At 64.4% G+C, this 14,841-nt stretch carries 11 protein-coding genes; 2 read left to right on the top strand and 9 right to left on the bottom strand.

Translation table 11 applies throughout. The features are described 5' to 3' along the window. Positions 1-61 precede the first annotated feature (61 nt). Positions 62-2,713 (top strand): DNA mismatch repair protein MutS, encoded by a 2,652-nt coding sequence (mutS, locus tag MRBLMC3_RS07230; RefSeq protein ID WP_363827169.1) that lies wholly within the window; start codon positions 62-64, stop codon positions 2,711-2,713. Between the two features lie 9 nt (positions 2,714-2,722). After that, on the top strand, positions 2,723-5,482 hold the full coding sequence (locus MRBLMC3_RS07235; RefSeq protein WP_363827172.1) for a [protein-PII] uridylyltransferase: 2,760 nt from the start codon (positions 2,723-2,725) through the stop codon (positions 5,480-5,482). Between the two features lie 22 nt (positions 5,483-5,504). Here MRBLMC3_RS07235 and MRBLMC3_RS07240 read toward each other — a convergent pair whose 3' ends face one another. The 9 genes from MRBLMC3_RS07240 to ispG form a co-directional block, all read right to left on the bottom strand. Continuing rightward, on the bottom strand, positions 5,505-6,005 hold the full coding sequence (locus MRBLMC3_RS07240) for a L,D-transpeptidase family protein (RefSeq protein WP_363827175.1): 501 nt from the start codon (positions 6,003-6,005) through the stop codon (positions 5,505-5,507). Beyond that, on the bottom strand, positions 6,002-7,060 hold the full coding sequence (ribA, locus tag MRBLMC3_RS07245; protein ID WP_363739676.1) for a GTP cyclohydrolase II: 1,059 nt from the start codon (positions 7,058-7,060) through the stop codon (positions 6,002-6,004). The genes MRBLMC3_RS07240 and ribA overlap by 4 nt, the downstream gene beginning before the upstream one ends. Beyond that, the gene (xth, locus tag MRBLMC3_RS07250) at positions 7,060-7,857 is read right to left on the bottom strand and encodes an exodeoxyribonuclease III (protein ID WP_363756499.1); all 798 of its coding nucleotides are present in this window, start codon (positions 7,855-7,857) and stop codon (positions 7,060-7,062) included. The genes ribA and xth overlap by 1 nt, the downstream gene beginning before the upstream one ends. A gap of 284 nt (positions 7,858-8,141) precedes the next feature. Next, a complete protein-coding gene (locus MRBLMC3_RS07255; RefSeq protein WP_133654455.1) occupies positions 8,142-8,795 on the bottom strand; it encodes a LolA family protein in 654 nt (217 codons plus the stop codon). A gap of 589 nt (positions 8,796-9,384) precedes the next feature. Further along, the gene (locus tag MRBLMC3_RS07260) at positions 9,385-11,706 is read right to left on the bottom strand and encodes an FtsK/SpoIIIE family DNA translocase (protein WP_363827178.1); all 2,322 of its coding nucleotides are present in this window, start codon (positions 11,704-11,706) and stop codon (positions 9,385-9,387) included. Positions 11,707-11,884: 178 nt separating this feature from the next. After that, positions 11,885-12,376, bottom strand: coding sequence for a GNAT family N-acetyltransferase (locus MRBLMC3_RS07265; RefSeq protein ID WP_363827182.1), 492 nt, complete (start codon positions 12,374-12,376; stop codon positions 11,885-11,887). 10 nt (positions 12,377-12,386) lie between these two features. After that, positions 12,387-13,316: a DMT family transporter gene (locus MRBLMC3_RS07270; protein ID WP_363739683.1), complete on the bottom strand. Its 930-nt coding sequence runs from the start codon at positions 13,314-13,316 to the stop codon at positions 12,387-12,389. A gap of 40 nt (positions 13,317-13,356) precedes the next feature. After that, positions 13,357-13,650 carry a hypothetical protein gene (locus MRBLMC3_RS07275; protein ID WP_363827184.1) on the bottom strand — a complete coding sequence of 98 codons (294 nt, stop codon included), beginning with the start codon at positions 13,648-13,650 and terminating at the stop codon, positions 13,357-13,359. Further along, positions 13,647-14,807, bottom strand: a complete 1,161-nt coding sequence (gene ispG, locus MRBLMC3_RS07280) for a flavodoxin-dependent (E)-4-hydroxy-3-methylbut-2-enyl-diphosphate synthase (protein WP_363827186.1) — start codon at positions 14,805-14,807, stop codon at positions 13,647-13,649. Before ispG ends, MRBLMC3_RS07275 begins: the two co-directional genes overlap by 4 nt. Positions 14,808-14,841 lie beyond the last annotated feature (34 nt).

Here is a 14,841-nt window from a genome sequence, read left to right on the forward strand (position 1 = left end):
ATTTTCCTGCCGTTTCCCGAAACTCTGGCCTGAACCTGTCGTTCCGGCTATCCGCATTGCCATGGCGCGAACGATCGACACATCCACGCAACAAGCGACGCCCATGATGGCGCAATATCTGGCGCTGAAGGCGGAAGCGCAGGATTGCCTGCTCTTCTACCGCATGGGTGACTTTTTCGAACTGTTCTTCGAGGATGCGAAGGCGGCGGCGGCAACGCTGGACATCGCGCTGACCAGCCGTGGCGAGCATGGCGGCGCGCCGATCCCGATGTGCGGCGTGCCGGTGCACAGCGCGGAATCCTATCTCGCGCGGCTGATCAAGGCGGGCCACCGCGTCGCCATTGCGGAGCAGACGGAAACCCCTGCCGAGGCCAAGGCGCGGGGGTCCAAGTCCCTCGTCGCGCGCGCCATCGTCCGTTATGTGACCGCCGGAACCCTGACGGAGGAGACGCTGCTCGACAGCCGTCGGGACAATATGCTGGTCGCGCTGGCGCAGGTCGGCGGCGAGGAGGCGGGGGAATATGGGCTGGCCGCCGCCGATATTTCGACCGGACGGTTCGAGACGCTGACCTTGCGGGCGGCCGATCTGGCCGCCGAACTGGCGCGGCTGCGGCCGAGCGAGATCGTGTTGCCGGATGGGCTGGGGCTGGAACTGCCCGATTCCCACCCGTTCGACCGGGCTGCCTTTTCCAGCAGCCGGGCCGAAGCGGCGCTGAAGCGCCTGTTCGGCGTTGTCACGCTGGATGGCTTCGGCCAGTTCGGCCGCGCTGAACTGGCGGCGATGGGCGGGCTGCTCGGTTATCTGGATCATGCAGGCAAGGGCACCCTTCCCTTCCTGGCGCCGCCCATGCGCAAGACCAGCGGCGCCCACGTCGCCATCGATGCGGCGACCCGCGAGAGCCTGGAGATCATCGCCACCATGAGCGGCACGCGGGCAGGCAGCCTGCTGGCCGCTGTGGACCGGACGGTCACGGGCGCCGGCGCGCGGTTGCTGGCGCAGAATCTTTCCGCGCCGCTGATGGATCAGGCCGCCATCGAGGCGCGGCTGGGCCTGGTGCAACTGTTCCATGACGACAGCATGTTGCGCGATCAGTTGCGCGTTGCCCTGCGCGCATTGCCGGACATCGGGCGCGCGCTCGGCCGGCTCGCCATGGGCCGGGGCAGTCCCCGCGATCTTGGCCAGTTGCGCGACGGGCTGGGCGAAGCGCGGCTGTTGCGCGAGCGCTTGGGACGCCTGCCCGACCAACCGCTGCTGCTGACCCAATTGCTGCCCGCGCTGGACGGGCACGGCGCATTGGTCGACAGCCTGTCCCGCGCGCTGGTCCCCAGCCCGCCGACCGAGACCGCCAATGGCGGCTATATCGCGGACGGCTATGACCCGGCGCTGGACGAGCTGCGCCGGCTTGCCGGTGATGGTCGCCGCGCCATCGCCGCGCTGGAGGCCCGATATCGCGAGCAGACCGGCATCGCCTCGCTCAAGATCCGGCATAATGGCGTGCTCGGCTATCATGTCGAGGTGCCCGCCCGCGCCGCGGATCAGTTGATGCAGCCCGACAGCGGCTTTACCCATCGCCAGACGCTTGCCGGCGTGGTGCGCTTCAATTCGGTCGACCTGCACGAACAGGCGAGCCGGGTGGCGCAGGCCGGCGCTCACGCCCTGGTGGCCGAAGCCGCGCATCTGGAAGAACTGATCGAAACAACCCTTGCCCGCAAGGCGGATATCGCGCGGGCGGCCGATGTCCTTGCCCGGCTTGATGTGGCTGCGGCGCTGGCCGAACGCGCGGCGGAGGGCGGCTGGCAGCGGCCCCATTTCGTCGCCCAGGATGGCGAAGGCCCCTGCCTGGAAATCGTCGGCGGCCGTCATCCCGTGGTCGAGGATGCACTGCGCCGCGAGGGCCAGCCCTTCGTCGCCAATGATTGCCGGCTGTCGTCAGGCGATCGGCTCTGGCTGGTCACTGGTCCCAATATGGGCGGCAAGTCGACCTTCCTGCGGCAGAATGCGATCATCGTCATCCTGGCGCAGGCGGGCGCCTATGTCCCCGCCGCATCCGCGACCATGACGCTGGTCGATCGCCTCTTCAGCCGCGTCGGCGCGTCGGACAATCTGGCGAAGGGACGCTCCACCTTCATGGTCGAGATGGTCGAAACCGCCGCCATCCTGGCGCAGGCGACCGAACACAGCTTCGTCATCCTGGATGAAGTCGGGCGCGGCACGTCGACCTATGACGGGCTGGCATTGGCCTGGGCGGTTGTCGAGGCGGTGCATGAGGTCAATCGCTGCCGCTGCCTGTTCGCGACGCATTATCATGAACTGACCCGGTTGGCCGAGACGCTGTCCTCGCTGTCGCTGCACCATGTCCGGGCGCGGGAATGGAAGGGCGATCTGGTGCTACTGCATGAGGTCGCGGCAGGACCGGCGGATCGCAGCTACGGCCTGGCGGTGGCGCGGCTCGCCGGATTGCCTCCCGCGGTTCTCAAGCGGGCCAAGGATGTTCTCTCCCGCCTCGAAGCGGGCAAGGCCAGGACCGGCGGCATTGCGGCGGGGCTGGACGACCTGCCCCTCTTCGCTGCCGCCACGGCGCAGCCGGAGGAGAAGGTCGACGCGCTGCGCGCCGCACTGGACGCGATCGATGCCGATGCGCTCTCCCCCCGCGAGGCGCTCGATCATCTCTATCGGCTCAAGCAACTGGCGGCGGCCGGGCAGGAAGACTAGATAAGCCTTATGGTCATGCAGTTTCCAAAATTGGGTTCGAGGCGCGCGATCATCGACCGGCGCTCCATTTCCGATCGCATCAACGCCCTGGCGCAGGAGCATCGGGGCGACCAGATCAAGCTGCGCGGCCTGATCGTGAAAGAGTTGAGGGAGGCGCTGGACGCCGGGCGCGAAGATGTCGCCCGCCGCCTCGAACACAAGCCGACTCGCGGGCGCGAGGTGGTAACCGCTTTCGCCTTCCTGATCGATCAGATCCTGCGCCTGCTCTACGACGCGACGACCCATCATCTCTACCCGGCCGGCAATCGCAGCACCGGCGAGCGGATCGTGCTGATCGCAGTCGGCGGCTACGGCCGGGGCGAGATGGCACCGCACAGCGATGTTGACATCGGCTTCATCACCCCGTGGAAGCCCACCGGATGGACCGAACAGGTCATCGAATCCATGCTCTACTCGCTGTGGGACCTGGGGCTGAAGGTCGGCCATTCCAGCCGCTCCATCGACGAAACCATGCGCATGGCGAAGGCGGACCTGACCGTCCGCACGGCCCTGTTGGAGGCACGCTACATCTGGGGCGATCGCCTGCTGTACGAGGAAACCGCCAAGCGCTTCGATACCGAAATCATGCAGGGCACCGCCCGCGCCTTCGTCACCGAAAAGCTGGAGGAGCGGGATGAGCGGCACAAGCGCATGGGCGACAGCCGCTATGTGGTCGAACCCAATGTGAAGGAAGGCAAGGGCGGGCTGCGCGATCTGCACACGCTGTTCTGGATCGGCAAATATGTAAACCGGGTGAAGTCGGTCGCGGAACTGGTCGATGTCGGCCTGCTCACCGAAGCCGAACTGCGCCAGTTCCAGAAGGCGGAGGACTTCCTCTGGGCGGTGCGCTGCCATTTGCACATGATCACGGGACGGGCGGAGGACCGGCTGACCTTCGACCTGCAACTCGAGACCGCGACCCGCATGCATTTCACGGGACGCGCCGGGCGTTCGGGCGTCGAGCGATTCATGCGCTATTATTTCCTGAACGCGAAGACGGTGGGTGATTTGACCGCCGTATTCCTCGCCCATCTGGACGACCAGATGGCGGAGCGCGGCCGCCGCTACATCCCCAGCTTCTTCCGCCGCCCGAAGAAGCTGGACGGCTTCGTTCTGGATCGCGGACGGCTCGCGCTGCCCAACGACCAGTTCTTTCAGGACGATCCGGTGCGGCTGCTGGAAATCTTCGCGCTGGCCGACAAGCATGGCCTGGCCATCCATCCCAGCGCCATGCGCGCGGCCAGCCGCGACGCCAGCCTGATCACCGCCAAGGTGCGCCGCGATCCCCGCGCCAACGCCGCATTCATGGAGGTGCTGACCTCCCCCCGTGATCCGGAAACGGTGCTGCGCTGGATGAACGAGTCGACCGTCTTCGGTCGCTTCATCCCCGATTTCCGCCGCGTCGTGGCGCAGATGCAGTTCGACATGTACCACCATTATACGGTGGACGAACACACGATCCGCGCCGTCGGCCTGCTGGCGCGGATCGAAAAGGGCGAACTGAACCAGGATCATCCGCTGGCGGCGGACCTGATGGGCAAGCTGGTGTCGCGCCGGGTGCTCTATGTTGCGGTGCTGCTGCACGACATCGCCAAGGGGCGCGGCGGCGACCACAGCATATTGGGTGCGCAGGTGGCGGAGAATCTCTGCCCACGCCTGGGGCTAACTCCGGCAGAGACTGAGACCGTATCCTGGCTGGTGCTGCACCATCTGCTGATGTCGGCCACCGCCTTCAAGCGCGACCTGGCCGATTACAAGACCATCCTCGATTTTGTCGAGGTGGTGCAAAGCCCGGAGCGGCTTCGTCTGCTCCTGTGCCTGACGGTGGTCGATATCCGCGCCGTCGGACCTGGTGTCTGGAACAGCTGGAAACGGCAATTGCTGGGCGACCTCTATGAGGCCGCCGAAGAAGTGCTGCGCCTTGGCCACAAGCAGAAGGGCCGCAGCGAGCGCGTCACCGCCAAGCAGCGGGCGTTGCGCGAGGCACTGGGCCTGTCCGAAACCGATTTCGAGAAGCTGCGCAAGCGCCTGCCGGAAAGCTACTGGATCGCGGAGCCGGAGGACATCCTCATCCACAATGCGCAGCATATACTGGAAGCGGGGGATTCCCCGCTATCCATCGCCGCGCAATATTATCCGCAGCGCGGCGCGACGCTGGTGACGGTCTATGCCGCCGACCATCCGGGCCTGTTCTATAGGATTGCTGGCGCCATCCATCTGGCGGGCGGAAACATCATCGACGCGCGCATCCACACGACCCGGGACGGCGTGGCCATCGACAATTTCCTGGTGCAGGACCCGCTGGGCGGTGCCTTCCACAGCCCCGATCAATTGACGCGCATCCGCAAGGCGATCGAAGATTCGCTGGCCAATCGGCACCGCATGATCACCAAGCTGGAGGCGCGCCCGCTGCCCCGCACGCGCGCGGAAGCCTTCCGCATCGAACCCAATGTGCTGATCGACAACAAGGCATCGAACCGCTTCACCGTGATAGAGGTCAATGCGCGGGATCGACCGGCGCTGCTGTTCAGCCTGGCCAATGCACTGTTCCAGTCGAAGGTGACGGTGCACAGCGCGCATGTCGCCACCTATGGCGAGCGCGCCGTGGATACTTTCTATGTGACCGACCTTCTGGCCGGGAAGATCGAGAGCAAGGCACGGCTGCAAACGCTGGAGCGGCGGTTGCTGGAAGCGGCCGGCGGCGAGGTAGCGGAACTGGAGCAGGCTTGACGCTCGATTCCTGCGCAAAACTCTAATGGATTTCCATCAGGTCACCCGGCACGAGCAAAGGCAACAGACGGAGCATATCATCCCGCTCCACCGCCACGCATCCGGCGGTGGGCCTTCCTTCGGACAGGTGGAAGAAGATCGCGCTCCCCCGCCCCGGCACCGGGGGCGCGTCATTATGCCCCAGCACTATGATCACGTCATAGGCTTCATCGTTCCGCAGCAGATTTTCCGCCGAAAAGTCCCGCGGCAGATGGACGGGCCGGTTATAGGCCGGATCAGCTACGTCATCGGACCAGCCATCACCCTCCCGCACCCAACGCCAGGGCAGGCGGATATCCGCCGCCGCCACCTTGCCCCGCCGCAGCAACACGCCCCGGATCGGCCAGCGCCCCAGCGGCGTGCAGCCATCCCCTTCCCGTTTGTCGGCGGCCGCACAAGCGCCGCCGCGCCCGATCGTGCAGGACATCTCCATGTCACCGAAGGAAAGACGCCCCGCACCCGTGTCGACGCGGATGACATTCATAGCTGATGGCCGGTCCGGTCCCGCTTGGTGGCGAGATAGCGTTCATTATGGGGGTTGGACGGCAGGATGATGGGCAGCCGCTCCGCCACCTTGATCCCGGCGGTCTCCAATCCGGTCACCTTGTTGGGATTGTTGGTGAGCAATCGCACCTCCCGCACGCCCAGCAGGTCGAGCATGCGTGCCGCCACTGAAAAATCGCGTGCATCAATCGCGAAACCCAACCGCACATTGGCGTCTACCGTGTCGAAGCCCTGATCCTGCAGGGCATATGCGCGCAGCTTGTTGACGAGGCCGATGCCCCGGCCCTCCTGCCGCAGATAGAGCAATATGCCCCAGTTTGAATCCGCAATCTGGTGCAATGCCTGGTGCAATTGCGGCCCGCAGTCGCATTTCAGCGATCCCAGCACATCTCCCGTCAGGCATTCGCTGTGCAGCCGGACGACAGGCGGCGAGGAATCGCGCCGGCCAATGACCAGCGCAACATGTTCGCGCGGTTCATCGGGGCTGCGAAAGGCGATGATCTCCGCCATTTCGCTGGCCGACACGGGCAGGCGCGCGCGCGTGGCGATGGCCAGATGCACGGCATCGTCATAGGCGTCGATGTCCGCAGCGCTCACCTCTGCCTCGACGTCACCGTCGGACGTCACGAAATAGGCCGGCAAAATGCCCGCCAGCCGCGCCAGCCGCAGCGCCGCCTTGGCCGCAGACGGCGCCGCCAGCGGCTTTGCCATGAACGGCCCCTTGAGCGGCGAACCGAGGTCCAGAACCGGATCGGAGATCGCCGTCGCCACGTCGACATCGATCCAGGGCGCGCGCGCCACCAGCACCGGCATGTCGGGATCGGCCGCCGCCAATTGGTTGGCGAGCTTCAGCGTCTGCGCCCGCGCGGCCGAGATCAATATATCGGCTTCAGCGCCCGGATCGAAGCCGGCAAGCGTCACCGCATCGGCCCCCTCCACCGCCATGAGGCGCAAGACCCCATCGGCGGCCTGCACCCGTACCGGCCAGCCCCGGCGCAGCGCGTCAATGGCGCGGGCGGCGGTGCGGGCGCTCATCAGAATGCAAATTCCGTGATGATCGGCACATGGTCGGACGGCCGCGTCCAGCCGCGGATGGGTTCGACCACGCGGTGGCCGACGGCCTTTTCCGCGACGTCCTGCGTCATCCACATATGATCGAGCCGTCGTCCGCGATCCGATTCCGCCCAGTCGCGGGCGCGATAGCTCCACCAGGTGTAGAGCCGCTGCGGCGCGGGGTGGAATTTGCGGCCGATATCAACCCAGTTGTTCGATTCCTGCAAGCGCGCCAGGATCTCGCATTCGATGGGCGTGTGGCTGACGACGTTGAGGAGCTGCTTGTGGCTCCACACGTCGCATTCCATCGGTGCGATGTTGAAATCGCCCGTCAGGATGGTCGGCTTGTCCTCCAGCGTAGAGGACCATTGGATCATGCGCTCCAGGAAATCGAGCTTCTGCCCGAATTTCGGATTGACCTCCCGATCCGGCACATCCCCGCCGGCGGGCACATAGACATTCTCGATCCTGACGCCATTGTCCAGCCGAACGCCGACGTGGCGCGCCTCTCCATTGGCCTGCCAGTCCAGGCGATCATCTTCCCGGATCGGGACCTTCGACAGGATCGCCACGCCATGATGCATCGGCTGGCCGTTCAGCACCTGATGATTATAGCCATGCTGCCGAAACAGGCCCGCCGGGAAGGTGTCGTTCACCACCTTCGTTTCCTGCAGACACAGGACGTCAGGCGATTCCTCGGTCAGAAAGCGCTCGACAATTTCGAGCCGGGCACGAACGCTGTTGATATTCCAGGAAGCGATGCTGAGTGTCTGAGGCATGGCTGATCCACTAGGACCCTCCGCCGCCCCGCGCAAGAGTGGCGGATCGCTGATGACCGGTTGGGATATGGCCCGGGACGGAACGAAAAGGCCCCCGCTCCGGGGGCATGGAACGGGGGCCTCGATCGCGCCCTTGAAGCGCTTTGCGGCGGGAGCGGGGTTCCGGGTAACAGGGGGGAAATCCCGGTTTCGTCTCGCGCCGTGGAGTTCCTTCTAGGGTTCCGGATATGAGCCTCAGATGAACGATTTTGAAAAGTTTTCGGCCCGTCGCGCCTGTGCCCCGTTTAACCGCCAGCGGCGCGACCCTTGGGCCGCGGATCGATCCAGCGGAAAGCGGAATCGGCCACCGGCACCCCGTAACGCTGGTTGCTGAGCTTCACCGCCGTTCGGTTGTTCTGCGAATCCAGCGCCACCCAGCCATAGAGCTGCAGACCCGCCGGACTGGCGGCATCGCGTTTGAAGATCATGGTGATGGTGCCATATTCCGGCCGCTTGGGATCCCGGGCCTGGACGGACAATATCGTCGGGTCGCCGGTCTGGATCACCTTGCCGAATTTGGACAGGTCCTTGGACGGATCGATCAGCGCGCCCAGAGGCGAATTGCCGATCGGCCAGCGTTGCACCTGACGCACTTCATAATCGATCATCGTCAGCGCCTTGCCATCTCCGACGATCAACAAGGGCACGCCCTTCTGATATTGAAAACGGATCTTGCCCGGCTGCTTGAGGGTAAGCTGGCCCGTCAGCGTCTGGCCGTTGCGGTCGGTCTGGGCGAAATCGGCGGTCATGGTGGTGACGGCGCGGATATAGGCGTTGACCTTCGACAGGTCGGACTGGTCCGCCTGCGCGAGTGCCGGGATCAGGGGCGCCGCAAATGACGCGACGGTCAAGGTCAGGGCGGCCAGCGTCAGGGTGCGGGGCGCAGACATGCGCTTCATGCAATCGTCTCCGGTTGTTCAGGATGAGGATTCTAGGTGGCAGGGCTTGAACCCGCTGTGAACCCCTTCGTTCCTGTCGTGCAACGAACAGAACGATAAGGGTCGGAAGCAGCCGGACGGTCTGGCTGGTCCAGAACAGCCCAGTCCGCATCACAGCCAGAGAAAAACGGGAAGGGGGAGAGCGACATGGTCGCTCAATCCCCCTCTGCTCCCGCTTCGCCATTGCCGGTCTTTCCGGCGGCCCCTCTCCCAATTTATTTTTTTAGGCGCTGCGGTGAGCGACCCCTGCTTAGTCCGATGCGACGACAAAAAAAAGGCCGATCCGAAGACCAGCCCGAAAGTTTTTAGGAGAGGATGCCTGAAAGGCAGGGTCTTTTTTCATCCAAATCCCGTTCCTTCGCAAATGCGAAGAACCGAGGGACGATTGCATGAAACGCAATCATCCTTGGAAAATCGCGATTTTTCTCGGCACTGCCGGCTTTTGGCGCGAGGCCATTTCGCGGAATCACACGCAAAAATCGGTTTCAGAGCGAAATGGGCAGTGGTTTTTTGGCATCAGGCCAAATGAAATTTTTCTGCACTCACGGCGTCAGAGCGGATTGCCATTCTCGTCACGCAGCACTTCGCGGCGGCCGACATGGTTGGGGGGGCCCACCAGCCCCTGCTCCTCCATCTGCTCGATCAGGCGCGCGGCACTATTATAACCGATGCGCAATTGCCGCTGGAGCCAGCTTGTCGACGCCTTCTGATTTTCGAAGACGAGCTGGCATGCCTTGCGGAAAAGCTGCGCATCCGGGCTGTCGTCGCCCAGATCCACGCCATCCAGCGCAAAACTGCCTTCCTCCGGCTCCTCGGTGACGGCGGCGATATAGTCGGGCTGGCCCTGGGCGCGCCAGTGATCGGCCACCACGCGCACTTCATCGTCCGACACGAAGGGACCGTGCACGCGCATCAGCCCCTTGCCACCATGCATGTAGAGCATGTCGCCCTTGCCCAACAGCTGCTCGGCGCCCTGTTCGCCCAATATGGTTCGGCTGTCGATCTTCGACGTGACGAAGAAGCTGATGCGGGTCGGCAGGTTGGCCTTGATGACGCCGGTGATGACGTCGACCGACGGACGCTGCGTTGCGAGGATGAGGTGGATGCCCGCCGCGCGCGCCTTCTGCGCGAGCCGCTGGATCAGGAATTCCACTTCCTTGCCCGCCGTCATCATCAGGTCGGCAAGCTCGTCCACCACGACCACGATCTGCGGCAGAGGCTGGAAATCGAGCTGTTCCTCCTCGTAAATGGGCTTGCCGGTTTCGGGGTCGTAGCCGGTCTGCACCCTGCGGCCGAGCGGCTTGCCCTTCGCCTTGGCCGCGCGGACCTTTTCATTATAGTTGGCAAGGTTGCGGACGGAAATCGACGCCATCATGCGATAGCGGTCCTCCATCTGCTCCACCGCCCATTTGAGCGCCCGGATCGCCTTGGCCGGCTCCGTCACCACGGGGGAGAGCAGATGCGGAATGTCGTCATAGGTCGACAGTTCCAGCATCTTGGGATCGATCATGATGAGCCGCAACTGATCGGGCGTCATGCGGTAGAGCAGCGACAGGATCATCGCGTTCAGACCCACGGACTTGCCCGAACCCGTCGTACCGGCGATCAGCAGATGCGGCATCGGCGCCAGATCCGCGATGATCGGCTCCCCCGAAATATTCTTGCCCAGGATGATCGGCAGGGTCGCTTCCTGTCCGAACTGCTCGCTGGTGATGAGTTCGCGGAAGGACACGCCCTCCCGGTTCGCATTGGGCAGCTCAATGCCAATCACGGTACGTCCGGGAATCGTCGCGACGCGCGCCGAAAGCGCGGACATGTTGCGCGCGATGTCGTCGGCCAGCGCGATTACGCGGCTCGCCTTGATGCCCGGCGCCGGTTCCAGTTCGTACATGGTGACGACCGGGCCGGGACGAACCTCGACGATATTTCCCTTCACATGAAAATCGTCCAGCACGGATTCGAGCAGACGGGCATTGCGCTCCAGCGCAGCCTTGTCGATCTTCTGCCCCTGGCTGGCGGGGGTCGGATTAAGCAGGTCCGGTGACGGCAGGGAGCTGTTTCCGAACAGGTCGTCCTGGCTGACCGGCGCCATTGAGCGTTGCACGGGCGCGGGTTTGGGCGTCTGGATATTGATCGGCGGCTTGGGTTCGTTGGTCACGGTCCGGCGCGGCGTCGCGACGCGCTCGAACAGCTCGTCATCTTCATCCGCATCGGCTACCAGCACAGGAGCAGGAAGAGCGAAAGCAGGCCGTGGCAGCGCCAGGCGTGGCAGCGACGGTCGGCGCAGCGCGATGATCGGCTTTTCAAGAGCGAGGCTGCGATACCAGAGGACAAGACCCGCGATCAGCGTCAGGACGATCAGGATGCCGGTGATCCAGCCCTGCGCGGCTGGAGCCTGCGCGGTCAGGCTGGCGACGCCGCGTGCCGTGACCAGCGCGATGATGCCGCCCCAGCCCGACGGCAGGCCGACCAGTGGATTGGTCTGGAACAGCGCCAGCGCGATACCGAGCAGCACGATGCCGGCAAAACATTTGCCGAACTGCGCCTTCCACCCGCTCATGTCCTGATCACCCCACAGCCGTCGTGCCGTAATCGCCATCAGCGGCAGCACCAGCGCCACTGGCACGCCCAGCAGCCAGAGCAGGAAATCCGCGACCCAGGCACCCGGCGCCTGCATGATATTCTGCACATGATCGCCCGCCACCGTGTTCATTGACGGGTCGCTCGGCTGATAGCTGAGCAGCGCCAGCGCCAGGAACAGGGTCGCCAGCAACAGCGCAATCGCACCGATCAGCGCGCCGCTGCGGATCAGGCTGCGTTTCAGCATTTCACGCCATTCCGGCGTGCGTTTGGCTCCGCGGCTGACAGCCATGGCAGTCCTTGTCCCCCAAATGTTCCGTTTCGGCACAATGCGCCGGGGAGGGAGTCTCCGTCAAGAGTCCGGCCCTCGGCTCGTCTTGCGGACTCCGTAAGAATCCTCGGGCACGGATCAGAACGACAAAAAAGCCTGGCGAAAGGAGGCGTTACCATGATTGCCACATTGCCGGACATCAGCGTGCAGGATGCGCTGATGCGAGGGCGGCGAGCGCTGCGCCATCGACGCGCTGCACCGTCCACTCGTCCATGGACCGCGCGCCCAGCGAGCGGTAAAAGGCGATGGACGGTTCGTTCCAGTCCAGCACCCACCATTCCAGCCGCGCGCAATCCCGCTCCAGCGCCAGTTGCGCGAGGCGCGAGAGCAGCGCCTTGCCTGCGCCCAGCCCCCGCGCCTCCGGGATCACGAACAGATCCTCCAGATAGAGGCCGGGTCGCCCCTCGAAAGTCGAGAAATTGTGGAAGAAGAGGGCAAAGCCGATCGCGCGCCCTTCATTTTCCGCGATCAGCACCTCGGCCATGGGACGCGGGCCGAACAGATATTTATCGAGGGAGGCGCGGTCGGCCTTCACCTCATGGGACAATTTCTCATAGTCCGCCAGGGCGAGAATGAAGGCGTGAATCGTAGCAATGTCGGAGGAAACAGCCTCGCGAATGGTGACGGACATGCTCTTCCTTTCAGGCAACGGACGGTTCGACATGGGGCGGTTCGGTCGGTCCTGCACGGGATGCGATGAGGCACCCCACCACGATCAGCAGCGCGCCAGCAAGGGTAGTCAGGGTGAGCCGTTCGCCAAAGGCAAGCCAGCCAATGACCGCCGCCCAGAGGAAAGCCGTATATTCCACCGGGATCAATCGCTGCGCCTCCGCCCGTGCATAGGCCCAGGCCAGCGCGGTGAGCGAGGTGAAGGCCAGCGTCGCGGACAGCAGCACCAGCGCCCATGACGGCGCGGCCGGCACAATCGGCATTTCCTGGGCAAGAACGGCGAAAAGGGAGAATACCGCCAGCATCACCACATGCTGGAAGAAGGCCACCTCGATCGGGGACGCAAGCTGCGCCTGCTGGCGCTGAAGGATCAGGTTCCAGGCGAATAGCACCGCCGACAGCAGCACCGCGCCCGCGCCCAGAAGTGCATTTGCATCATAGCTGCCCCGCATTCGCCCCGACAGGATGACGGCAACGCCGATCAGTCCCAGCAGAGACGCGCCAATGGCTCGTCGCCCGATCCGTTCCTTGAGCAACAGGGCGGCGAGATACAGGGCGATCAGCGGCGCGATGAAGGAAAGCGCGATGGCCTCGGCCAGGGGCATCCGCATGATCGCCCAGAAGAACAGGCTGGCCATGACCGCCACCACCGTCCCGCGCAGCATATGAAGTCGCAGCACGGTCAGATGGGGCCAACGTTGCCGCGTCAGCAGCATCAGCGCCAGTCCCAGCAGGCTCCCCGCCATGGCGCGCCAGAACAGCGCATTGAACAGGCCGATGGAAAGGCTCAATCCCTTCATGGCCGCATCCATCACCGAAAACAGCGCTACTCCGACGCAACAGACCGCGAATGCGAGGGGAAATGCAGTCGCCGATGCGGCGCGGTGAGTATCGCTGCCCATGATATGCCTAATGGATGCAGAGCGCGGTGAGCCGGCTCCGTCAGTCGCGGTTCTTCCAGATCAGGCGCCCGACAGTCAGTTCGTCGATCTGGAGACGGGCAATGCGCGCCCGGCCGATGCGCATGCGGCCGACGGCGACTGCGCCGATGGCCAGAGCGCCCAGAGCCATTGCACCCAATGCCAGCGCTCCAATCGCCAGGCTGCCGATTGCTCCGGTGCCCAGAGCGGTCGCGCCGACCGCTGATGCGCCTCTCTTCTCCACGACACGGCCAGCCGGCATGACCTTGCCCCGTTCCACCGCCTCTTCGTCAGCATCAGGCAAGCGGTCCGTCATTCCGCCGCTTCCGCCTTGCCTGCATCGGTCGTTTCGGCTTCCAGCTTCGCCGCTTCGATCTCCGCCGCCTTGGCTTCGACAAGGTTGACGATATGGTCGATCATGCCTTCGTCCTGGATCGTATGATCGGTGAGGCCGGACAGATAGACCATATGCTTGCCCGCCCCGCCGCCAGTCAGGCCGATGTCGGTTTCCCGCGCTTCGCCGGGACCGTTCACCACGCAGCCCAGGACCGACAGCGAAAGCGGCGTATGGATATGCTGAAGCCGTTCCTCCAGAGCCTGGACCGTGCGGATCACATCGAAACCCTGCCGCGCACAACTGGGGCAGGAGATGACCTTGACCCCCCGTGTGCGGATGCCGAGCGACTTCAATATCTCATAGCCGACGCGGACTTCCTCTTCCGGCTCCGCGGAAAGGGAAACGCGGATCGTGTCGCCGATCCCGGCCCAGAGCAGATTGCCGATGCCGATGGCGCTCTTCACCGTGCCGCCGATCAACCCGCCCGCCTCGGTGATGCCCAGGTGCAGCGGGCAGTCCACCGCTTCGGCCAGTTGCATATAGGCGGCGACCGCCAGGAAGACGTCGCTGGCCTTCACCGCCACCTTATATTCGTGGAAATCCTGATCCTGCAGCAGCTTGATATGGTCGAGCGCACTTTCGACCAGCGCCTCCGGACAAGGCTCACCATATTTTTCGAGCAGGTCTTTTTCGAGGGAGCCTGCGTTCACCCCGATGCGGATCGAACAACCATTGGCCTTGGCCGCGTCGACCACCTCCTTGACCCGCGCCTCGCTGCCGATATTGCCGGGATTGATGCGCAGGCAGGCCGCGCCCGCATCGGCGGCTTCCAAGGCGCGCTTATAGTGGAAGTGAATGTCGGCGACGATCGGCACGCGGGCAGCGCGGACGATCTGCTTCAGGGCAGCAGTGGACGCCTCGTCGGGGCAGGAGACGCGGATGATGTCCACGCCCACTTGCTCGCAGCGGCGGATCTGGTCGATCGTCGCCCTGACGTCATGGGTCGGCGTGTTGGTCATGGTCTGCACCGTGACCGGAGCACCGCCGCCCACCGGAACATTGCCGACCATGATCTGGCGACACTCTCGACGAGCAATATCGCGCCAGGGACGCAGGCCGGGATTATGGTCGGACATGAAAAAGGGGCTCCGTTCTGATGGAGCCCCTATA

The organism is Sphingobium sp. LMC3-1-1.1, assembly GCF_040676285.1.
GTDB lineage: Bacteria > Pseudomonadota > Alphaproteobacteria > Sphingomonadales > Sphingomonadaceae > Sphingobium.

What these genes read in the sequence shown, in the direction of transcription:
- mutS (WP_363827169.1), top strand. Translation starts at nt 62, where the DNA reads ATGGCGCGAACGATCGACACATCCACGCAACAAGCGACGCCCATGATG.
- MRBLMC3_RS07235 (WP_363827172.1), top strand. Translation starts at nt 2,723, where the DNA reads ATGGTCATGCAGTTTCCAAAATTGGGTTCGAGGCGCGCGATCATCGAC.
- MRBLMC3_RS07240 (WP_363827175.1), bottom strand. Translation starts at nt 6,005, where the DNA reads ATGAATGTCATCCGCGTCGACACGGGTGCGGGGCGTCTTTCCTTCGGT.
- ribA (WP_363739676.1), bottom strand. Translation starts at nt 7,060, where the DNA reads ATGAGCGCCCGCACCGCCGCCCGCGCCATTGACGCGCTGCGCCGGGGC.
- xth (WP_363756499.1), bottom strand. Translation starts at nt 7,857, where the DNA reads ATGCCTCAGACACTCAGCATCGCTTCCTGGAATATCAACAGCGTTCGT.
- MRBLMC3_RS07255 (WP_133654455.1), bottom strand. Translation starts at nt 8,795, where the DNA reads ATGAAGCGCATGTCTGCGCCCCGCACCCTGACGCTGGCCGCCCTGACC.
- MRBLMC3_RS07260 (WP_363827178.1), bottom strand. Translation starts at nt 11,706, where the DNA reads ATGGCTGTCAGCCGCGGAGCCAAACGCACGCCGGAATGGCGTGAAATG.
- MRBLMC3_RS07265 (WP_363827182.1), bottom strand. Translation starts at nt 12,376, where the DNA reads ATGTCCGTCACCATTCGCGAGGCTGTTTCCTCCGACATTGCTACGATT.
- MRBLMC3_RS07270 (WP_363739683.1), bottom strand. Translation starts at nt 13,316, where the DNA reads ATGGGCAGCGATACTCACCGCGCCGCATCGGCGACTGCATTTCCCCTC.
- MRBLMC3_RS07275 (WP_363827184.1), bottom strand. Translation starts at nt 13,650, where the DNA reads ATGACGGACCGCTTGCCTGATGCTGACGAAGAGGCGGTGGAACGGGGC.
- ispG (WP_363827186.1), bottom strand. Translation starts at nt 14,807, where the DNA reads ATGTCCGACCATAATCCCGGCCTGCGTCCCTGGCGCGATATTGCTCGT.